Origin of the sequence: Psychroserpens sp. SPM9, from assembly GCF_025153525.1 — a bacterium.
GTDB lineage: Bacteria > Bacteroidota > Bacteroidia > Flavobacteriales > Flavobacteriaceae > Psychroserpens.
In genome coordinates this window covers 16,669-37,819 of record NZ_JANZNR010000006.1, presented here as the reverse complement: position 1 = coordinate 37,819, position 21,151 = coordinate 16,669, and the positions used below count along the sequence as shown (strand labels likewise).

The window sequence follows — 21,151 nt, the reverse complement described above, 5'->3', positions numbered from 1 at the left end:
ATTCTATTTTTTAAAAATGAAGCCCCATATATTTGAATTGATAATTTAAAACTAAAGATATGAAACTTAAATACTCACTTTTTCTTTGCTTATGTATGGCTTTTCAGCTTAATGCACAACTTGATTTTTCAAAAGCCAACACGCAACACATGCCATTATTAAAGCAAATGGATAGTATTGTTGCTTCAGGAAAATACGAACAAATCACCAGTGTTTTGGTTGCTAGAAACGGACAAGTATTATTTGAAAAATATTACAATGAACGGACTGTCGATTCAAAGCATAATACACGTTCTGCTACAAAGACTATGGCTACCTTCCTTACAGGAATTGCTATAGATCAAGGATTTATAAATTCAGAAAAAGACAAAATTTTTACATATCTGCAACATACATTACCTGTTAAAAATCCAGATAAACGAAAAGATGATATTACGATTGAAGACCTATTAACTATGACTTCCGTTTTAGAATGTGATGATAGTAACTGGCATTCACGAGGGCATGAAGAACGGATGTATGTGATTGAAGATTGGACACAGTTTTTAGTCGATTTACCTGTGCGTTCCTACCCATTCGGACCCAAACCTGAAGAAGCGCCTTATGGTAGAGTCTTTGCTTACGCATCGGCAAAAGCAGCTGCAGTTTCTGAAATAGTTCAAAATGCTATTAAGGGTGATTTAGTTGCATTTACCAAAAAGAACCTCTTTGAACCTTTAGGGATCACAGATTACACTTTACATTATACACCAAAAGGGATTTTAAATACAGCTGGAGGAAGCGAATACAGAAGTCGGGATTTTTTAAAGCTTATTCAACTGTGTATCAACGATGGTAAATGGAATGGCGAGCAAATTATTTCTTCTGACTGGATCAAAAAAGCGAGTACTCCAAAAGTGAATGTTTATGACAACGTTAATTATGGCTATTTTTTATGGCTGAAGAGCTTCGGAACGGATAATAAGTACAAATCATATTATATGTCTGGAAATGGTGGAAACAAAGTCTTGGCTTGCCCAGAACTTAATTTGACCGTTGTCATTACCGCAACCAATTATAACAATCGTAATTCACATAACTATACTGATGAGCTCATGGATGTTTATATAGTGCCATCCATTGTAGCGCTTAAAAATTAGTGAGTTTTAAGTAAGTCGATAAATTTTTTCATACCATTTGTAGCGGTATCAGCAAAAACAGTAAGGTTGCTTTTACTTGCTACGGAAGGCTTCGGGTCTATAAAGTATATAGGTGTTTGTGCTGATACAAAATTCATTAAGCCTGCTGCAGGATAGACCTGCATAGACGTTCCGATGATTAATAAAAGATCGGCTTGCTCACAAATTTCTATGGCTTTCTCTATCATAGGAACATCTTCACCAAACCAAACTATATGGGGTCTTAACTGATGACCTTGATCACATACATCTCCTAAAACTAAATCACTGGTCCAGGGTTTAATGTCGTTTTGGTGTTTTGTGCTTCTTACTTTTAATAATTCACCATGCAAGTGAATCACATGAGAACTACCAGCACGTTCGTGAAGATCATCAACATTTTGGGTGATTATCGTAACGTGATAGTCGCGTTCTAATGCTGCCAAATCTAAATGCGCACTATTGGGTTGAACCTCATGAAGTTGCTTGCGTCTTTGGTTGTAAAAATCTAAAACTAACTCCGGATTGTTTGCAAAGCCTTGAGGTGTCGCTACTTCCATAACATCATGACCTTCCCATAAACCATCAGCATCTCTAAAGGTTTTGATACCGCTTTCGGCACTTATTCCTGCGCCAGTAAGTACAACAAGGTGTTTCATATTAGTCTTTTTTGCGTTTCCAATTTTTGTATACTTTAGACTTTACTAAAGGTTCTAAAATGTTGTTTCCAAACTCATCGACTTCTTCAACATATTCAATCATAGATAGCTTGTCATAGATTTCGGAGGTTAATTCTTCTAAGTAATCTACAGCTTCAGGATATTTTTTCATCATCACTAAAGTATTGAGGTAACCAGCTTGACCTTCAAAAAAATCCGTATAATTTTCAATGGTATACGTGTAATAATTTAAGGCAAGATCATAGTTTTCATCTTGAAAGGCAATGTTGGCTTTCATAAAATTTAAGAAGTCATCTTCGGTTTCATTTTGTAACTGATTAAGAACCTGAATGGCTTCAAAATATTCACCTTTATATAACAAATAATCCACTTTGTTGAGTGCAATAGTTGGATCGTTTTCAAAAGTGGTTAGTAAATCTTCTAAGGACGCCAAGTATTTATCATCGTCTATATTACTCGCGATTAAGGATTTGAAAATCAGGAAAAATTTTTCCTTTGAAAGTTCAGAAGTAATGCCATCTAAAATTTGATAAGATTTTTCAAAATGTCCCATTTTATTATAACTCATCGCTTGAATAAGTGCTTTTGTGTCTTCCTTAACAGGTGTTTTTATGAGACCGAATACCTTTTTCTCGGGAATCGTATACATCATAATTCTGGCAAAAGTATCACTGAGATTTTCACCAGAAATGTATAAGTACATATCTGAAAATTGCAATTCGCCATCAGTTTTATGAATTCTGAAATCATGGTAATTCATACCAGTTTCTGCAGAATATAACCGGAATAAAGCAAAATAGGTTTGTAAGGTTTCGTCATAACGATAGCTAATAAAATCATAGTAAGAGCCGTTTTCTACATCAGCAATAATTTCATTAGGAAACTTATCGATGCCTTTTCTCATGCCGATGAGATAACCTTTAACGTAGCTGTCTTCAGTATCTATTGACGGATTTAAATCCATAATACGCTTAAAAAATACATCTTTGTTTAGCTTAGACATAAAAGCTTCCGAATCACCATTAAGAATGGCGTCATCTATAAAACTACCAAACTCCAAAACTTTCTTGGTGTTTTCGTCACTATAACTAATCGTATCAGAAGAGATGCCTTTTGTTGCTTCCTGCGCAAGGCTGTAAAGCTGAAGAAAGACTAATACTGAAAAAAAGACCAATCGTTTTTTTAATCCCATAGAGTTTTATATTTTCAATAAATATAAATCTTTTTAATGATAGACCTTAAACTTTTAGAACATCTTGAAAGCTATTTAACCGAAGCGCGTAAAGAAAAATTTGAATGGGTGTTGTCACAACGGACCAAACACTTTACGGTAGCCACCGAAGATGTTTACCAATTGCACAATACAAGTGCTGTGATGCGGAGTTGTGATGTGTTTGGGATTCAAGAATTAAATATCATAGAAGAGCAAAACAGTAAAAATATCGATAGGGAAATTGCAATGGGATCTCAAAAATGGGTGGACTTAAATCGGTATCATTCAGTAAAAGAAGCGATAAAAGATTTAAAGCATAAGGGCTATCAAATTGTAGCGACAACACCTCATGAAGACGATAGTTTACTGGACGATTTTGATGTCACAAAACAGTCATGTTTTTTCTTCGGAAGAGAAATAAGCGGTTTATCTCAGGACGTGATTGATGAAGCCGACTGCTTTTTAAAAATACCGATGGTTGGTTTTACTGAAAGTTTAAATATTTCGGTATCTGCAGCTATTATTTTACAACACGTAACTACAAAACTTAGACAGACTAGAGTCAATTGGCAACTTACCGAAGAAGAACAACTCGCCAAGCGCTTAGATTGGTGTAAGAAAACAATTAAAAGTCATAAAGCAATTATTGAACGTTTTTATGAAACCTAGCGTTTAGTTTTAAAAAAAATATGACTACTTTTAAGAGGACTAAAATTAAATAAATAGAATCATATGAAGCATAATATGGTAGGTTGGTTTGAAATTCCGGTTCATGATATGGATCGTGCTAAAGCTTTTTACGAAACTGTTTTTAAAGTGGATATTGCCATTCATAATTTTGGCGGAATTTTAATGGGATGGTTTCCTTTTGACGAAAAAAAGCCAGGCGCCACAGGTACATTAATAAAGCAAGAATCTTATATTCCGAGTCAGGAAGGTACCTTAGTCTACTTTGTATGCGATGATGTTGCTAATGAAATAGGTAGAGTGGAAGCTGCTGGCGGAACGATTTATCAGTCTAAAACTGAAATCTCACCAGAGCATGGTCATATGGCTGTATTTATAGATACCGAAGGAAATAGAGTAGCACTACATTCTAATGCTTAGTCTAGAAACGACCAGATTTATTTCGGTTTAATATTTTGTACTCTTCGTAGCACTCGCTAATAGCGTCAAGTATTTGAAGGTCGTTGGCAGAATCAATAAAACTTTTAGAATAGTTACACTGATTGACAATTTCGTCTAAATCAAAACGATCCACCTGAAGTAAAACCATAAGCATTTCTCTATCAAAACGAGACGCTAATAAGTTTCTGATTTCATCATCTTTTTTCATCTTCTTAAGCTTACGAAGTTCGTTTGGCTTTTTTCCGAAGATATTATGCAGAAAATCGGCAGGGTTAAAAATGGCACCTAAGACCTTGCTTACAGCGTTTGGTCTTCTGTTACCAGCTTCATAAGCATTGTTGAGCCCAGAAATACTATATCTGTAATTAGATTGAATTGGCACTTGTTTTACGTCAATTTCTAAGTAACCCGTTAATTTTAATTGATTTACAACGACTTCTTCAAGAGCCAGAGCGGCTTCTACCATACCAATTTTTGTCTCTCCAAATTTAAGCCAGTCATTCGTTACTCTTACTTTGATTGATTTATAACCTAAATACGATAAATGCAAGGTGTCGTTAACGTTGGCTTTGATTTCAAAGTTACCATCATCATCGGTAGCAGTTCCAATAACTTGATTAAGATTGACAATGTTAACACGATCAATAGGTTTGTCTGTAGTCAAATCTATCACTGTACCTTTAACACTTGTGTTGGATTTTACAACTGTTGAATCCTGAGATTTTTTGTCAGATGTCTCTGCTTCTTGAGCAAAACCTACTACAGATACAGTTAATAATAGTATGGTAAAAAGGTACTTCATGTATTGATTTAAGTGTTAAAAATACTAAACAAATTGTAGACCACTCTAAAGTAGACGTAAATTTGACTAAATATTAACAAGAAAGTTTAAAAAAACCTCGCAACAATGTTACGAGGTTTTTAATATTAATCTTTACGTCTGGAGCGTCTAGGACGATCAAAACCAGAAGCTGTTTCGGTACGTCTTGGTGATTTTGAATCATTTCCAGAGCGTCGTCTTTCACTTCTGTTTCCAGATGTTTCGCTTGAACGTCTACCAGGTCTTTCAGATGAACGTCGGTCGCTTCTGTTTCCAGATCCAGAATCACTACGTCTTGAACGTCTTTCACCTCTTGGTTTGTCGTCACGTCGGCGTTTTCCACCACCATCACGTCGTCTTCCACCGCGATTTCGGCCACCTTTATCTTCACTAACTTCTACATTAACAAAACGTCCATCATGTTTGAAATCGGTAAAAAAGGTTAGAACTTTTTCCTGATTTTCTTTTTCAGTATTAAAGAAAGAGAAACTGTCTTTAACATCTACTTTAAAAACGTCATCGCGACCTAGCTCTAAAACTTCTTTTAAGAAATCTTTCAACTTCATCCAGTCGTAGCCATCTTTTCGGCCTACATTGATAAAGTAACGGGTTTCGTTCCCGCTTCCACCATAACCGCGTCCGCTTTCACCTTCAGAATCTCTGGAAGAACTTGCGACATTTAGGTTTTTCGATTTTTGATAGTAATTAAAGAAACGTGAGAATTCAACAGAAAAGAATTTCTTTATCAATTCGTCTTTATCGGTATCTTTAAACAATTCATTAATACTGGCTAAATACTTATCAATTTCGTGATTAACTTCAGTATTATGAACTTTATTAGCGAGTGACATTAATTGTACTTCGCAGATTTCCATTCCATCAGGAATTTCTTTTTTCTCAAATTCTTTCTTGATGATACGTTCGATGCTTTTTATCTTACGCACTTCACTTTTAGAGACAATCACCATCGAAACACCGGTTTTTCCGGCACGACCTGTACGACCAGAACGGTGTGTATAGGTTTCAATTTCGTCAGGTAATTGGTAATTGATTACGTGAGTAATATCATCAACATCAATACCACGAGCTGCAACATCTGTAGCAACCAGCATTTGAATTTGTTTATTTCTAAACGATTTCATTACTAAATCACGTTGATTCTGACTTAAATCACCATGTAGTGCGCCAGCGCTGTAGCCATCTTCTATTAAGTTTTCGGCTACTTTTTGCGTATCGCGTTTGGTACGACAAAAAATCACAGAAAAGATATCCGGATTAGCATCGGCTAAACGCTTTAGAGCCTGATAACGGTCTCTGGCATTAACCAAATAGTATTCGTGCGACACTTGGCTGGTACTTTCATTTTTGTTTCCTACGGTTATTTCAATAGGATTATGCATGAATTTTTTTGCAATATTCGATACTTCTTTAGGCATCGTTGCAGAAAATAACCAAGTGCTTTTATCTTCGGGTGTATGGGATAATATATCAGTGATATCTTCATAAAATCCCATGTTTAGCATTTCGTCGGCTTCATCTAAAACGGAATATTCAATTTTAGAGATATCAACCATATTACGGCTAATCATATCTTTCATACGACCAGGAGTGGCTACAATAATTTGTGCACCACGCTTTACAGATCTTGCCTGATCGGTGATACTTGCACCACCATAAATAGCAGTCACATTTAAGCCTTTACAATACTTTCCGTAGAGTTTAAGCTCGTTAGTAATTTGCAAACACAGTTCACGAGTAGGGGATAAAATTAACCCTTGAGTCGTACGACTGTTAACATCAATTTTTTGAAGCATTGGAAATCCAAATGCTGCTGTTTTACCCGTTCCTGTTTGCGCTAAGGCAACCAGATCTGAGTCTTTTTCTAATAAAATTGGAATTGCTTTTGCTTGTACATCACTAGGGGTTTCAAATCCTAAATCGGTAATAGCATGTAATAGGTCTTCATTAAGACCGAGTTCTTGGAATGTGCTCATTCGTTTGTTTTGTATTCGATTATGTCCTTTGGTGTTACAAAAGAAGCGAATCGACATACTAAACACTTAAACTTCTAGGTAACACATCCTCACTCTGAGGAATTTAGTGAAACTCAATCTTTAAAAGCTAATTAGCGACCTAAAAATTGTTTGTTGAACGAACCTCCTTTTTAAAAAGGAGGTCTCACTTTATTTTTCAAGGTGCAAAGATACGCTTTTATTTGGATATTCAATATTATGGAAACTAGCCGTCTGTTTTACTCATTTTTGATGGTGTAGAATTGATGGTTTTTGAATTAAATTTTAAAATAATAGATGAATTGGGGTACATCTCTAATGTATTTCTTACATTTAGTTATTAAACCTTAATTATTATGATGAAAAAAACACTTACAGCACTGGCTATCTTTATGATGATTTTTAATGTGCAAGCACAAGACACAGAGGAAAAAGATGCTGGTAAAGACAAAATGGCCAGAATGATGGAACTTATGGCTAAGGAAATAGCAATTGAAGTCGACACGACGCTTTATAAATCTGCAGGAGCCAATACTTTTGTTTCAGAAGACCCTAAATCTGTAATTATGGCTATGATGATACCAGATTCTTATGAAAATTCTAAAAAGAAAATGACTGATAATGCCGATGTGCGATTTCAAATTACCGATAAAGGCGAAACAGAGCTAAACGGAGTCAAAGTTTTATATATGAAAGGGATCAGCGAAGCTGAAGGTTCTACGCTTGATAATGAGATTTATTGTATGGCTGTTGATGATGATACCTGTTTGATGTTTATAGGAATGGTCGATCAAAATGCCGATAAGAAATATGCTGAGGCGATTGAGAAAGCCAAAAACTCGGTCATAAAAGCCAAGTAAATTTTAGTATAGTAAATGCAAATCCAGTGAAAGCTGGATTTTTTTATGGAATTAAATTGCATTAAGAAAATCGACAAGTAGTCTTGTAGCCTTTCCGCGGTGTCCAATTTTATTCTTTTGCTCTAAAGACATTTCTGCGAAGGTTTTATCGTAGCCTAGAGCTTTAAAAATGGGATCGTATCCAAAGCCTTGTGTGCCTTGTTTGCTGTTGGTGATTTCGCCTTTACAAATACCATCGAAAGTTTTTAAACGTCCATTAAGATGTAAGGCTATTACGGTTTTAAATTGTGCGTCTCTATTTGGTTGGCCTTCAAGGTTTTTAAGCAATAGATTCATATTGTCATGAGCGTCTCGCTGAGCACCAGCATATCGCGCACTGTAAACGCCAGGGTCGCCGTTTAATGATTCAACCTCTAAACCTGTATCATCAGCAAAACAATCATAGCCATAGTGTGTTTTTATATAGTCAGCTTTTTGAATGGCATTACCTTCAATAGTGGCTTGTGTTTCTGGAACCTCTTCAAAACAGCCAATGTCCTTTAAACTTAAGAGTTTGATGTGTTGAGGAATTAAAGATTGGACTTCCTGGAGTTTATTATCGTTGTTGGTTGCGAAAACGAGTTGCATGGTATTTAATTTGTGTTCAGAATTTACTAAACTATTTTAATAGATGAGGCTGTAAAATTATAATAAAAGAGTTAAATTTGGATACTAACCAAATTAAATCGTTGCAATCACATGGTAAAGCTGCAAGCTACCAGTAGTAAGAATTTAGATAATCTTGAAGCTATTTCTGGTGTGATAGGTGATAAATTCACCAAGGGAAAAGCTTTTGGATATACCCAATTGCGGGACGAATTCGGAAAAGGCAATATTTCTATGACCTTAGTATCTAATGATATTTCAGTTATAGTTTTTGATGTGGTTTTTTATAATGAGACATATTTGTATCTACAAGGAGATTCAGCTAAGGTTGTAGATTTTATATTTTGTCTTGAAGGTTGTATAGACCATAAATTTGGTAACCAATCTAATTTCAATTCAATAAGTTTTAGGCAAAATACGATTATTAATAGAAGTCAAACAACAACGAGTATTATTAAGTTTCCTGTTGATATTCCCTTAAAAATTAGTTTGATATCTTATAATCCTAACTTAAATAAAATAGATCATGACGATTTAAATGAATTGCGTAAAAATGCATTTAACTGTTTATCAGATTTTTATAATAACGAAAATCAACTGTATTCGGGGAGAGTTTGTTTTAGAACTTCAAGTTACGTAAATGATATGATGAGGTACAGTTTTCAGAGTCCTTCAGAAATATTATTTAAGGAAGCCGCTATATTAAATACAATAGCCTCACAGGTAGATAGATATGTAAAAGATATATCTAACAATTATGATAAAACTCCATTACGATTGTATGAAATAGACAAATTACTTGCCTTAGAAACATTCATTGACAATAACTTATCAGAGAACTTGTCAATTCGTAGATTAGAATCAATATCGGGACTCAATGCTTCGAAACTTCAAGTTGGATTCAAATATCTTTATGATAAAACGGTGTCTAATTTTGTTACCGAAAAGCGTTTAGAGAAGGCGGCTAAGTTAATTTATGAATCAGATTTAAATGTATCTGAATTGGTTTATAGTGTTGGTTTTTCTAGCCGAAGTTATTTTTCTAAAATTTTTAAGAATCACTTTGGTGTCCTGCCTTCAAAATGTATATCTAATCCTGACCTGTTGGTTGTTAATTCCTAATTTTTAGTTACACTATGTTTTATTCTATTATCTATCAATCAAAAGCTAAAGCAGAATTTACTATTGCTCAAATTGATATGATGTTGCTCAAAGCAAAACAGTTTAATAAAACGCATAACATATCTGGCTGTATTATTTATAATGGCCATAAATTCTTACAAATAATTGAGGGTCAAAAAGCCGATATTATAAAACTGTATGCCAAGATTAAAGCAGATCAAAGACATGAAAATGTGATCACTTTAATTGAAACCTCGACTCATGACACTTTGTGGGATGACTGGTCGATGGCATTTTATAAATTTACGGGTGACGCTACAAAGGATCAGCATAATCATATGTTGTTAGACCTCTATTTTAATGCAGTGAGTGATCATCAAAAATCATCAGAAGTTTATAACATTCTTAGAGAGAATGTATCTCAATTGCTAACCTCAAACAAGCAAAGAATTTACTAAATTGATTCACTAAGTTATGATAAATTGGGTATGCTGTGTTTTCTTTTGAAATCTAGTCTTTTATTCTTTGTATTCACTTTAAACAAGATAAGATTTTATTTAGTTGATAATCAGAAATAAAGTATCTCATTATTAATAATTTTGAATTGTATTTATTGGGATGAATACATAATAAACTAAAAAAAACACTATGAAAAAACTAATCATCATTTTATCTGTTTTATTAATGGTCTCTTGTAGCGATTCAAAATATGCCGAAGCTATTGTGGGCGAATGGGAATGTGCGAGTTGGATTGATGTCACTACGTCTCAAGATAAATGTAATGACAATGCTCATTTCAGTTTCAAAAATGACAAAACCTATACATCTCAAGTGGGTGCTCAAGAAACAGTAGGCACATATAAAATTGCCGATGGGATTTTATATTCTAAACCAGATGGAAAGTTAGAAATTGCTGTCGAAATCAACACACTCAATGCTGATACATTGTCTTTTACAATGAGTCGTTCAGGGAATGAAGAGGTTTTAACCTTGGTTAAAAAGAAATAAAGATTTTTTGGTTTTTTTATGATTATTAGCTATTGAAATAGCGACAAAAAATCGTATCTTTAAGTATCAAAATTAACCTAAAAATGAGAATGATTATGAATGTAAACTTTCAGTATGTAGATGTCGACGTAAGCGATACCCTAAGCGCTTTTACCGAAGAAAAATTAAGTAAATTGTTTAATAGATATGAGTTTGTGGTTGGTGCAGACGTATTTTTTAAGAAGGATCCTAACGAGCCAGAAAATAATGCTATTTGTAGTATTAGATTGAGTTTGCCTGGTCCGAGACTTTTCGCTACATCTAATGAGAAAAAGTATGAAGTAGCTGTGCGTCAAACGATAAGCGATTTAGAACGCCAATTAAAAAAACGTAAAGCTGTAGTTTTTAAGAAAGTCAGCTAAATTTAGCGATGGTGGTAAGGCTCATTCTTTAAAATGGTGAAGCCACGATACAATTGCTCAATTATAAATAAGCGAATCATCTGATGGGAAAAGGTCATTTTAGACAATGACAGTTTCCCATTTGCTTTTTGGTAGACCTCTGGTGAAAATCCGTAAGGACCACCAATCACAAATACCAGTTGTTTAATGCCCGAATTCATATGCTTTTGTAAATACTGAGAAAAACCTACCGAATCCAATTGCTTTCCATTTTCATCAAGCAAAATCATCACATCCGTAGTATTGAGTTTGCTTAAAATGAGATCACCTTCTTTCTGCTTTTGCTGATCTTCACTTAGATGCTTCGTTTTTTTAAGATCGGGTATAATCTCAAATTCAAATTTCACATAAAATCCCAGTCGTTTTTGATAATCGTCAATGAGCGACTGTAAATTAGAATGATCTGTTTTGCCTATGGCGAGAAGTTTAATAGTCATAGTTTAAATTTAGCATTCAAAAATAATAGAAATGAGACGCTTTGGCTTATTATATTATAAAATAATGCATCCATGTAACTAATAACATTATCCTTGTTTCAGTATGGGAATGTTTTTATCTTAAAAAAAGGTGTCAACTTAAATAGAATCTTAAACAGTTCTGTTTAAATATTCAAAAATCAATTGCTATTTTTACCTTAAATATTTTAAACATGATTTCACAAGAACAATTTGATAAAGAAATAGATGGTATTATCGCTAATGCTATTCGTGAAGATGTTGGTGATGGCGACCATAGCTCACTGGCTTGTATTCCTGCTTCTGCTCAGGGGAAAGCTAAACTACTCGTTAAAGATGAAGGTGTTATTGCTGGTGTAGAATTTGCTAAAAAAGTCTTTGCTTATGTGGATAAAGATATGAAAGTTGACACACGCATTAAAGATGGGAGTCCTGTTAAATATGGCGACATTGTGTTTTATGTTGAAGGGGCTTCGCAGTCTATCTTAAAAGCGGAGCGTTTAGTACTTAACGCCATGCAGCGTATGAGTGCAATTGCGACCAAAACCAAACAGTTTGTTGATTTGTTAGAAGGCACAGGGACGAAGATTCTTGATACCCGAAAAACAACTCCTGGTATTAGAGCTTTAGAAAAGTGGGCCGTAAAGATTGGAGGCGGAGAGAACCATAGATTTGCACTTTATGATATGATTATGCTCAAAGACAATCATATTGATTTTGCTGGAGGCATTACCAAAGCGATTCATAAAACCAAGCAGTATTTAAAAGAAACTAATCGCGATTTAAAGATTATTGTCGAAGCGAGAAATCTTGATGAGATTAAAGAAATTCTTGAAACTGAAGGTGTGTACCGTATCCTAATCGATAATTTTAATTATAAAGATACACGAACTGCAGTTGCATTAATTGGCGATAAATGTTTAACAGAATCTTCTGGAGGTATTAATGAAAAAACAGTAAGAACCTATGCAGAATGTGGTGTAGATTTTATTTCGTCTGGAGCGTTAACACATTCAGTATATAACATGGATTTAAGCTTAAAGGCTGTTTAATGGCAAAATCCTTAAAAGAGATATTAAGTAAAATACCGATCGTAAATCGCCTCGTTGATTTACTTCGGAAACTAAAACTTCCCGGACTTGAAGGCTTGTCGTTCTACGATTTGTTAGAACTGTATGCGATAGGGATTTTTGAAGGCGCACTAACAGCACGCGCAAGTGCCATAGCATTTAGTTTTTTTACAGCAATATTTCCTTTTTTGTTATTCGTGTTGATATTGATTCCCTATATTCCCATTGATGGGTTTCAAACAGAATTTCAACAATTTTTGACATCCTTTTTACCGCCTCAAACGTCTGAGTTTTTCTTTTCTAATATCTTTGAAAATATCGAAAACACCGAACGTGGAGGTTTATTGTCATCGGTATTTGTGATTTCTATTTTACTAATGGCTAATGGTGTCAACGCGGTGTTTTCAGGTTTTGAAAATTCCTACCATCGCGAACTTACAAGAAATATTTTTAAACAGTATTTATATGCGCTTGGTGTGGCCTTGATTTTGGCCATACTAGTTATTTTAACTGTTGCCTTTTTTGGGTATTTTCAAATATATATCATTCAGCCTTTGTACGAACAATTTGAAAATCTCGATTACGCCAAACAAGGCAGTAACTTATTTTGGGTTGTCTTTGCTAAGTACTTATTCTTTGTGTTTATGGTGTATATCGCAACAGCCACTTTATATTACTACGGAACCAAATCGGGTAAAACCTCAAAATTCTTTTCTGTTGGCGCGCTGTTTACAACCTTACTGATCATATTAACCTCTTATTTATTTGGTATCTACATTGAAAACTTTTCACAGTACAATAAACTTTATGGTTCTATTGGTGCTTTGCTGATTTTGTTACTGTATTTATGGCTCAATGCCAATATTTTGTTGTTGGGTTATGAACTAAATGCAACAATTAGACGTTTAAAAAGAAAGAATGATCACGATGACTAGATATTTTATAATTGTAGCGCTTTTCATTTTTCAATATAGTACCTCTCAAACCATTTTAGGAAAGTGGAAAACTGTCGACGATGCTACAGGAGAGGAAAAGTCTATTGTTGAAATCTATAAGAAAGACGGAAAGGTCTTCGGAAAAATTATCGAAATATTTGATGCGTCAAAGCGCGATTTGCCTTGTAATTTTTGCAAAGGTGATGACTATAATCAACCTGTTTTAGGATTGGAAATCATCAAAAATATGGAGAAAGTTGGTGATGCCTACAAAAAAGGCTCCATTACGAATCCTGAAGATGGAAAGGTATACGATTGCCGGTTAAAACTAGACGAAAGCAACTCCAATAAACTCCAGGTTAGAGGTTATGTTGCTTTTTTTTATCGAACGCAGTACTGGATTCGGGCAAACTAATCAAATAATCTTAAAAAATCATCTTTTTTTCTCACCGAAATCGGAACCTGATTGTCATTAGACATCACGACATAGCTTTGTTTTCCTCTATAATATTTTTTAACCTGATTGATATTGATTAAATGGGATTTATGGGTTTTAAAGAAGGAATAACCATCGAGTAATTCTTCATAAAACTTTATAGGTTTTGAAGCCGTAAATTTGCTGTTTTTTGTAAAAATATGACAGTAACTCGTATCGGCTTCCAAATGAATAATCTCTTCAACTTTTAAAGTTTCAAAGCCAGTTAACGACGGAATAGTTATTATTTTATTAGGCTCAGGTTTCAGGTTATTAAACAGATTTTGAATTTGATTTTCAATAGTTTGATGACTCAGGTCATTTTTTAGTCGTTTGATAGAATCGTTAAAATCATCACTGTCTATGGGTTTTAATAAATAATCAAAAGCACTAAACTTAAAAGCTTTAATAGCATAATTATCAAAGGCTGTAGTAAAGATGATTTTGAAGTTAACGGTTGGTAATTCCTGTAGAAAATCAAACCCTGTTTTTGCGTGTATTTTTATATCTAAAAATACGAGATCAGGCTGTAGCTTTGGAACTTGTTCTAATGCTTGTTCCACCGAATTACAAGTGGCTAAAACATTAAACGTATTAGGATGTCGCTTTATTAAATCTAATAACCGATCAATACAATGCTGTTCATCATCAATAATTATAGTTGTTATCATGCTAATAGGCTATTTGTAAAGGAAGTGTCACTTCAATACGTGTACCATCGGTTTTATCAATAATTTTAACGTCTCCTTTGGTGTTTTTTACTTTGTTAATGATATCAATTCTACTTTTGGTGATAGCCATTCCCATAGATTTTTTTTCTGAGGAATTGGTAAGCGCTTGAGTGTTTTTTCTGCCAACACCATTATCGTCAACACTACAAATAATCATTTGGTCGGCATCTTTAAAAGCTATTGAAATAGTGCCTTTTTTATCAGAAGTCGCTAATCCGTGAATGATACTATTTTCAATAAAAGGCTGAAGGATCATAGGAGGAATCAATATGTTTTCGGGATCTAAGGCATCATCGATGTCAATAGTATAATCAAATTTATGTCCAAAACGTTTGCGTTCAATATCTAAATAGGTTTTTAAAAGCGATATGTCTTCAGAAAGTAATATGTCTTTTTTTTCTGAATTTTCTAAAGTCAAACGCATCAGTTTGGCAAATTTCCCTAAATAGTCACTTGCAGATTGAGTATCATTTTTTAAAATATAATCTCCTATTGAATTTAAAGAATTAAATATAAAATGCGGATTCATTTGAGAGCGTAACGCTTTAAGTTCAGTATCAGAAACTTTAGCATTAAACTCTGCTTCTTTAGATTTTGCTACGGCGTCTTGCTTTCTTCGGTATAATAAAAACCCGATTAAAGAAGCAATTAGGAGTCCGCAACCACCAATAATAAAAGCATTTCTTATCGATTTTTGACGTTCAATTTCTACTTGCGCAATAGCACGATCTTTATCAGCTTCATACTGAATTTCTTTTCGGGATATCTCCAGTTTTCGATCGGCATTAATCAGGCTATCTCGCAAAATCACATGTTCTTTAAATGTGCTTAACGCATTTTTATAATCTCCTTTTCTATCATAAACATTAGCTAAAGTTGCAAGCGCACTATTTTTTGTAGCTAAATTATTGAGAGCTTCGTTAAGTTTCAGACTGTTGGTGGCGTAATATTCGGCTTTTTCAATTGAATCGTTTTTAAGATAAACTTCAGCAGCATTCACATAAGCCGATACTTTCATAATCTCAAGGTTATGGGTTTCAACCAGATCTAAACTTTCTTTGGTATTGGTTAGCCCTTCAGTGAGATAACCTGCATTGGTTTGTACAAGACCTAAGTTGCTTTTAACGTTAGCAATATGCATGATATTATTACTTTTTTCGGCTTCAACAATGGCTTTTTTATAATAATAAATAGACGAATCAGGTAGTTTTTGATGACCGTAAATATTACCAATATTAAAGAACGTATTGGTGTGGTACTGCGGAAATTCTAACAAGGCTTTAAAGGTTTTTAAGGCCTTGTCATATTCTTGTTGCTCGTAATTTATGAGTCCGATATTTGTCAGCACACCAACAGTATAAGGTTTAAGCTTAGGTTCTTTTTCTATAATAGCATAGCTTTTTTGGTAATAGTCAAGCGCTTGTAAAGGATCCGATAAAAAATAATGCTGAATAATTCCTAGGTTGTTATTTGTAAGTGCTATGCCTTTAGTGTAATTAAGGCGTTCAGCAACATCTAAAGTTTTAAGATTATAAGCCATCCAGGAAGAATCTGATGGCGTTATAAACATTTTTTTTGCCACTAGCGACATACGTAAGTTCACATAGGTGGTGTCTTCAGTTTTATAATTTTTGATAACGTTTTCAAGTGAATCGATAACCGAGTTTTGAGCATAACACAATAACGATACTGTTAAAAAGAAGCTTAGTGTAAATCTTTTCATAAAAACGTGAATAAATAATAGCTGGTTAAAAGTAGCAATTATTTGTCAAAAACGGACTACACGTCTTACGTTAATATATTCAAAATCAACGTTAATAAATTAGTGGTGGTGTTGTGTTGAGATAATCTATTCCTTTAGGTTATCAACCTGAAGTAGCTTTTATCCAATGGAACTTTAAATAACATAGCGATTATCTAAAAAGGCATTCAGTAAAACAAAATTTAAAATAATTCATATCACTAATACAAAAAAACATGAAAACACAACTCAATACTTTGGCGCTTATTTTATTTAGCTTATTTGTTATCAGTTGCTCTGGCGACGATGATTCTGGTTCTGGTAACAATGATGCTTTTGGTACAATTCAATTGTCTGGAGCAGATACCGCTTCCGTAGGAAATAGCTTAACTGTTGGTAATATTGATTCAGACGGACTCGCTTCTACAGGGACTTCAAGTGCTGTGGTTTTATTGGATGAAGATACGACCATCGAAAATGGAGAACTAATACCTACCAACTTTGTAAATGCTTTCGTGATTGTCGCTTCTCAATTTGATGCAGATGACAATGCAGATGTCGATAAGGCGATTTCTATGACGATTCTAAAAAACGGAGAAGAATTTCGCTATGTCTGTTCGACGCCTCCAACGAGTGCAGCAAATGACACCGACTGTGGTACTGGTTTTAGTGTTGACAAAATTGCAAAAGAAGTTGTGTTTGACAATACAACAGTTATTAATGTAGAATCAGGAACCATCTTAACAATGAATGGTACCATTAATTACTAAGGCTTATGAGCATAATTAATTCATTAGCACAGCAAATATCTATGGGTTTATTGGTTCTGTTTTTAATGCCTAATTTCGGAATAGCACAACCAAAGCGAATTAAACCGCCTAAACGGACTTCCAAAATTAAGAGTGTCGACCAGTTTGTCGCGAATACATTTGAACTTTATCACAAGGTTTTTGTATACGACAGTTTAACACAGGTTGGCGTCGAAGTGCCTTCTGAAATAGAAGATGCTTTAGTTGAAAGTGCTGAACGAGATGTGGATAGCTTATGGCAGGTTTTACCTACAGTTTTAGATGATATGACTAGCGGAAGCGCAAGTATTATAAAAAAAGGGAAGGCAACAATTAATTTAAATAGGTCTAAGAAAGCCCTGAAATACTGTATGATAACAGTGAAGGCCTATTTTGTAGGAAACGAAGAAGATGAAGACTAAAATTACAGGTTTTAAACCATTGAGACAAAGGCTTTTTACAGGGATAATATTTACATTGATAAGTGTGTATGGTGTGAATGCTCAGACTTATAAAACGGCGTTTAGAACAGATATGTGTGCATGTTTGGAAGAAGAAAGTTTAAAACGAAAGCTCACCGAAAACGCTTTTAAAATGTGTTTTAATCAAGTTTTACCAACTTATGCAACGCTTATAGATGCCGAAATAATTGAAGCCGATCCTAATAAAAAGTTTTATCTCGGACAGTTAGCAAGAAAAAATTTGATTTTGTCTTTACAATATGAGTTAGTGTACACTTGTGAGGTATATTACGAAAACCTAGATCGTGATCGTACAAGTGGTAAACTTATTGCTCGTGAACAAGTTAGAGAAAGTGATTTGGAAGTCCGAAATCAATATGTTGCAATGTCTCCTAATGCATTGGCTTATTTTATGCGAGCGCAATTGCATTTTAATCTTGGAAATTTAAAAGAAGCTGAAGCCGATATTCATAAAAGCTTGGAACTTAATCCTAATCGTGATAATGCAAAGACAACGCGACATGAGTTGTTGTTACTCGCGTGGATTTATGAAGAGTATGAGCGCTATTCTGAAGCTGTTGCTATTTATGATAAAATCACATTAGGGGAGTTTGATACCAAAGTTGGGATTTTACGAGCACTAGCCGATAAAAAAGCGGGAGGAACCTTTGATAATATTCCAGATTACAGTCAGTTAAACTCGTCTCAAACCGACTTAAAAACGAAAACGCGCCGAACAACTACAAGTAGAAATACAACTAAAAAAGCACAGCAAAAAGCCAGTAATAAGTCTGAAAAAAGACAAACGAAGTCAAACACCGATACAACATCACTCAAAAAGTTATTCAAAATAGATAATTAATTTTACGAGCAGTCTCTTAAAAACCATCGCTAACTACGATGGTTTTTTTGTGCAAACCTATTACCTTTGAGGCATGGGTCATTTTATCAATGTCATTCTTCCAATTCCTTTAGAAAAGAGCTTTACTTATGCCATTACCAAGGCTGAAGCTGATTTTCTAAAACCAGGGATTCGTGTGTCTGTTCCCTTCGGAAAAACAAAGATTTACACAGCATTAGTCCTTGATATTCATGATAAAGCACCTTCTGCTTATGAAGCGAAGGAGATTCATCAAATACTTGATGAAACGCCTTTAGTTACTACAGAACAGTTGAAGCACTGGCAATGGATCTCCAAGTATTATATGTGTACGCTTGGCGATGTGATGCGTGCTGCTTTACCTAGTGCTTTTATACTCGAAAGTGAGACTGTAATTAGTAAAAATGAAGATATCGTCATCAATGATGAAGACCTGAAAGATGATGAGTTTGTGATTTATGAAGCATTGCACCATCAGTCTTCATTAAAAATACAGGATTTAATGTCTATTCTGGACAAGAAAAACGTGTTGCCGGTTATTAAACGTTTGCTGGAAAAAAATGCGATTTCAGTTCAGGAAGAAATCTATGAGAAATACAAACCAAAATTAGTTCGGTATGTAAAGTTGAGTTCTAAGTTTTCTTCAGAAAAAGCACTTCAGAATTTAATGGAAGAATTAAGTCGGGCACCAAAACAACGTGATGTGGTGATGACCTTGTTCTCGGTTTCGGCACAAACTAAAAAACCTGTAAAAGTAACTGATTTGTCTTCGGAAAGTGGAGCGTCTTCAAGCATCATAAAAGCGCTTATTGATAAAGGAATTCTAGAAGAGTATCACATACAAATAGATCGTGTGCAATATGATGGCGATGATAATGAAGACTCCAAACAGCTCAATGATTATCAGGAAATTGCTTTAAATGAAGTGTTAGAATCTTTTGAAAATCAAAACATTACATTGCTTCATGGTGTTACATCTTCAGGTAAAACTGAGATTTATGTCAAACTCATTGAAGCGCAAATCAATGCTAATAAGCAGGTATTGTATTTGCTCCCTGAAATTGCATTGACCACACAATTAGTAGAACGTCTTCAGAATTATTTCGGAGAGAAAGTAGCAGTATTCCACAGTAAATATTCATCCCACGAACGTGTTGAGGTTTGGAACAATGTCTTGCAAAACGCACCAACAGCACAGGTGATTTTAGGAGCGCGTTCTTCGGTACTTTTGCCTTTTCAGAATTTAGGATTAATCATCGTTGATGAAGAACATGAGTCGTCGTACAAACAGTTTGATCCTGCACCACGATATCACGCCCGTGATACAGCCATTGTATTGGCAAGTATATTCAAAAGTAAAACGCTTTTAGGCTCAGCGACGCCAAGCTTAGAAAGTTATTACAATGCCAAACAGGGTAAATATGGTTTGGTGGAATTGCAGCATCGTTATAATAATGTGATGATGCCAGATGTTGAATTGGTTGATATTAAAGACAAACATAAGCGAAAACGCATGCAAGGTCATTTTAGTGATCGGCTCATTGAAGAAATGACCGAAACTTTGAAGACCAATCATCAAATTATCTTATTTCAAAACCGACGTGGATTCTCGCCTATTGTAGAATGTCAAACTTGCGGACATTCACCACAATGTCCTAATTGTGATGTGAGTTTAACCTTTCATCAATATAAAAATCAGTTGCGTTGTCACTATTGCGGTTATCATACAGTGATGCCTAAAACCTGTGACGCTTGTGGTAGTGTTGAACTCGATTCTAAAGGGTTTGGTACCGAACAGGTAGAGCAGGAGGTCAAGGCCTTATTTCCCGATTATAATGTGGCGCGTATGGATTTAGACACAACTCGAGGTAAGTATGGTTATGAAAAAATTATAACCGCTTTGGAGCAAGGCGAAATCGATATTTTAGTCGGAACGCAAATGCTGACTAAAGGTTTGGATTTTAGAAATGTGAAACTGGTTGGAATTATGAATGCAGATAATATGCTGAATTTTCCAGATTTTAGAGCTCATGAGCGCAGCTATCAGTTAATGGCTCAAGTGTCAGGTAGAGCAGGACGAACAAAGGAACGTGGTAAAGTATTGATTCAAACATACAATCCGTATCACAATATACTGCAGCAAGTCTCTACGAATGCTTATGTTGAGATGTTTGAAGAGCAATTAAATGAACGGCATATTTATAAGTATCCGCCAATTTTCAGAATGATTAAAATTACGTTGAAACATAAAGATTATAATCGTGTGAATGTTGGAGCCGATTGGTATGCGCGATCGTTACGAACGGTTTTCGATGCTAATGTATTGGGACCAGAGTTTCCGCCTGTGGCAAGAATCAGGAATCAGTATCTTAAGCATATTCTGGTTAAAATTCCGCAGAAACAATCCTTAGCAAAAACAAAAGAAGCTATTATTAAAATTAATAACAGCTTCTCGAGTGTAAAAGATTTTAGGGCAATAAGAGTAATTTTAAATGTCGATAATTATTAAGTTAATTAGTTGTTTTCTAAC

At 34.5% G+C, this 21,151-nt stretch carries 23 protein-coding genes; 15 read left to right on the top strand and 8 right to left on the bottom strand.

Translation table 11 applies throughout. The annotated features are described in order from the left end of the window. Positions 1 to 59 precede the first annotated feature (59 nt). Complete coding sequence (locus tag N4270_RS12400; RefSeq protein WP_260097553.1) at positions 60 to 1,139, top strand: serine hydrolase; 1,080 nt, start codon at positions 60 to 62, stop codon at positions 1,137 to 1,139. Here the strand turns inward: N4270_RS12400 and N4270_RS12395 are convergent. Next, entirely contained in the window at positions 1,136 to 1,816 is a 681-nt protein-coding gene (locus N4270_RS12395; protein ID WP_260097551.1) for an NAD-dependent deacylase, read from the bottom strand. The two genes, N4270_RS12400 and N4270_RS12395, sit on opposite strands and share 4 nt — an antisense overlap. A 1-nt stretch (position 1,817) precedes the next feature. Next, entirely contained in the window at positions 1,818 to 3,029 is a 1,212-nt protein-coding gene (locus N4270_RS12390; protein ID WP_260097549.1) for a lipopolysaccharide assembly protein LapB, read from the bottom strand. 36 nt (positions 3,030 to 3,065) lie between these two features. Between N4270_RS12390 and N4270_RS12385 the strand changes: the two genes are divergently transcribed. Then, positions 3,066 to 3,719: an RNA methyltransferase gene (locus N4270_RS12385; RefSeq protein WP_260097541.1), complete on the top strand. Its 654-nt coding sequence runs from the start codon at positions 3,066 to 3,068 to the stop codon at positions 3,717 to 3,719. Between the two features lie 63 nt (positions 3,720 to 3,782). Further along, on the top strand, positions 3,783 to 4,157 hold the full coding sequence (locus N4270_RS12380) for a VOC family protein (protein ID WP_260097539.1): 375 nt from the start codon (positions 3,783 to 3,785) through the stop codon (positions 4,155 to 4,157). Position 4,158: 1 nt separating this feature from the next. On the opposite strand, the gene N4270_RS12375 is transcribed toward N4270_RS12380, so the two are convergent. Both N4270_RS12375 and N4270_RS12370 read right to left on the bottom strand, forming a co-directional pair. After that, positions 4,159 to 4,980, bottom strand: coding sequence for a carboxypeptidase-like regulatory domain-containing protein (locus N4270_RS12375; RefSeq protein ID WP_260097538.1), 822 nt, complete (start codon positions 4,978 to 4,980; stop codon positions 4,159 to 4,161). A gap of 125 nt (positions 4,981 to 5,105) precedes the next feature. Continuing rightward, complete coding sequence (locus N4270_RS12370; protein WP_260097536.1) at positions 5,106 to 6,992, bottom strand: DEAD/DEAH box helicase; 1,887 nt, start codon at positions 6,990 to 6,992, stop codon at positions 5,106 to 5,108. 374 nt (positions 6,993 to 7,366) lie between these two features. Between N4270_RS12370 and N4270_RS12365 the strand changes: the two genes are divergently transcribed. After that, complete coding sequence (locus tag N4270_RS12365; protein ID WP_260097534.1) at positions 7,367 to 7,870, top strand: hypothetical protein; 504 nt, start codon at positions 7,367 to 7,369, stop codon at positions 7,868 to 7,870. Positions 7,871 to 7,921: 51 nt separating this feature from the next. Here the strand turns inward: N4270_RS12365 and N4270_RS12360 are convergent, their stop codons facing one another. Further along, positions 7,922 to 8,497 carry a non-canonical purine NTP diphosphatase gene (locus N4270_RS12360; protein ID WP_260097533.1) on the bottom strand — a complete coding sequence of 192 codons (576 nt, stop codon included), beginning with the start codon at positions 8,495 to 8,497 and terminating at the stop codon, positions 7,922 to 7,924. 111 nt (positions 8,498 to 8,608) lie between these two features. Between N4270_RS12360 and N4270_RS12355 the strand changes: the two genes are divergently transcribed. From N4270_RS12355 to N4270_RS12340, 4 genes are all read left to right on the top strand, one after another. Continuing rightward, positions 8,609 to 9,637, top strand: coding sequence for an AraC family transcriptional regulator (locus tag N4270_RS12355; protein WP_260097532.1), 1,029 nt, complete (start codon positions 8,609 to 8,611; stop codon positions 9,635 to 9,637). A gap of 14 nt (positions 9,638 to 9,651) precedes the next feature. Beyond that, a complete protein-coding gene (locus N4270_RS12350) occupies positions 9,652 to 10,095 on the top strand; it encodes a BLUF domain-containing protein (protein ID WP_260097531.1) in 444 nt (147 codons plus the stop codon). 190 nt (positions 10,096 to 10,285) lie between these two features. Next, positions 10,286 to 10,645, top strand: coding sequence for a lipocalin family protein (locus N4270_RS12345; RefSeq protein WP_260097530.1), 360 nt, complete (start codon positions 10,286 to 10,288; stop codon positions 10,643 to 10,645). 95 nt (positions 10,646 to 10,740) lie between these two features. After that, positions 10,741 to 11,046 carry an HPF/RaiA family ribosome-associated protein gene (locus tag N4270_RS12340; RefSeq protein WP_260097529.1) on the top strand — a complete coding sequence of 102 codons (306 nt, stop codon included), beginning with the start codon at positions 10,741 to 10,743 and terminating at the stop codon, positions 11,044 to 11,046. 2 nt (positions 11,047 to 11,048) lie between these two features. Here N4270_RS12340 and rlmH read toward each other — a convergent pair whose 3' ends face one another. Next, complete coding sequence (rlmH, locus tag N4270_RS12335; RefSeq protein ID WP_260097528.1) at positions 11,049 to 11,522, bottom strand: 23S rRNA (pseudouridine(1915)-N(3))-methyltransferase RlmH; 474 nt, start codon at positions 11,520 to 11,522, stop codon at positions 11,049 to 11,051. A gap of 212 nt (positions 11,523 to 11,734) precedes the next feature. Between rlmH and nadC the strand changes: the two genes are divergently transcribed. Genes nadC through N4270_RS12320 form a run of 3 tightly spaced genes read left to right on the top strand, consistent with a single transcriptional unit; the run spans position 11,735 to position 13,960 of the window. Next, on the top strand, positions 11,735 to 12,592 hold the full coding sequence (gene nadC, locus N4270_RS12330; RefSeq protein WP_260097527.1) for a carboxylating nicotinate-nucleotide diphosphorylase: 858 nt from the start codon (positions 11,735 to 11,737) through the stop codon (positions 12,590 to 12,592). After that, positions 12,592 to 13,545, top strand: coding sequence for a YihY/virulence factor BrkB family protein (locus tag N4270_RS12325; protein ID WP_260097526.1), 954 nt, complete (start codon positions 12,592 to 12,594; stop codon positions 13,543 to 13,545). The genes nadC and N4270_RS12325 overlap by 1 nt, the downstream gene beginning before the upstream one ends. After that, positions 13,538 to 13,960 (top strand): DUF2147 domain-containing protein, encoded by a 423-nt coding sequence (locus tag N4270_RS12320; RefSeq protein WP_260097524.1) that lies wholly within the window; start codon positions 13,538 to 13,540, stop codon positions 13,958 to 13,960. The genes N4270_RS12325 and N4270_RS12320 overlap by 8 nt, the downstream gene beginning before the upstream one ends. Here N4270_RS12320 and N4270_RS12315 read toward each other — a convergent pair. Together N4270_RS12315 and N4270_RS12310 are read right to left on the bottom strand one after the other, a co-directional pair. Continuing rightward, positions 13,957 to 14,691 (bottom strand): LytTR family DNA-binding domain-containing protein, encoded by a 735-nt coding sequence (locus tag N4270_RS12315; protein WP_260097523.1) that lies wholly within the window; start codon positions 14,689 to 14,691, stop codon positions 13,957 to 13,959. The two genes, N4270_RS12320 and N4270_RS12315, sit on opposite strands and share 4 nt — an antisense overlap. Before the next feature lies 1 nt (position 14,692). Next, a complete protein-coding gene (locus N4270_RS12310; protein ID WP_260097522.1) occupies positions 14,693 to 16,474 on the bottom strand; it encodes a histidine kinase in 1,782 nt (593 codons plus the stop codon). 254 nt (positions 16,475 to 16,728) lie between these two features. On the opposite strand from N4270_RS12310, the gene N4270_RS12305 reads away from it, so the two are divergent. From N4270_RS12305 to priA, 4 genes are all read left to right on the top strand, one after another. Beyond that, complete coding sequence (locus tag N4270_RS12305) at positions 16,729 to 17,262, top strand: hypothetical protein (RefSeq protein ID WP_260097521.1); 534 nt, start codon at positions 16,729 to 16,731, stop codon at positions 17,260 to 17,262. A gap of 5 nt (positions 17,263 to 17,267) precedes the next feature. After that, positions 17,268 to 17,702, top strand: a complete 435-nt coding sequence (locus N4270_RS12300; RefSeq protein WP_260097520.1) for a hypothetical protein — start codon at positions 17,268 to 17,270, stop codon at positions 17,700 to 17,702. Next, the gene (locus N4270_RS12295) at positions 17,692 to 18,603 is read left to right on the top strand and encodes a tetratricopeptide repeat protein (protein ID WP_260097519.1); all 912 of its coding nucleotides are present in this window, start codon (positions 17,692 to 17,694) and stop codon (positions 18,601 to 18,603) included. The genes N4270_RS12300 and N4270_RS12295 overlap by 11 nt, the downstream gene beginning before the upstream one ends. 73 nt (positions 18,604 to 18,676) lie before the next feature. Further along, a complete protein-coding gene (gene priA / locus N4270_RS12290; RefSeq protein ID WP_260097518.1) occupies positions 18,677 to 21,130 on the top strand; it encodes a primosomal protein N' in 2,454 nt (817 codons plus the stop codon). Positions 21,131 to 21,151 lie beyond the last annotated feature (21 nt).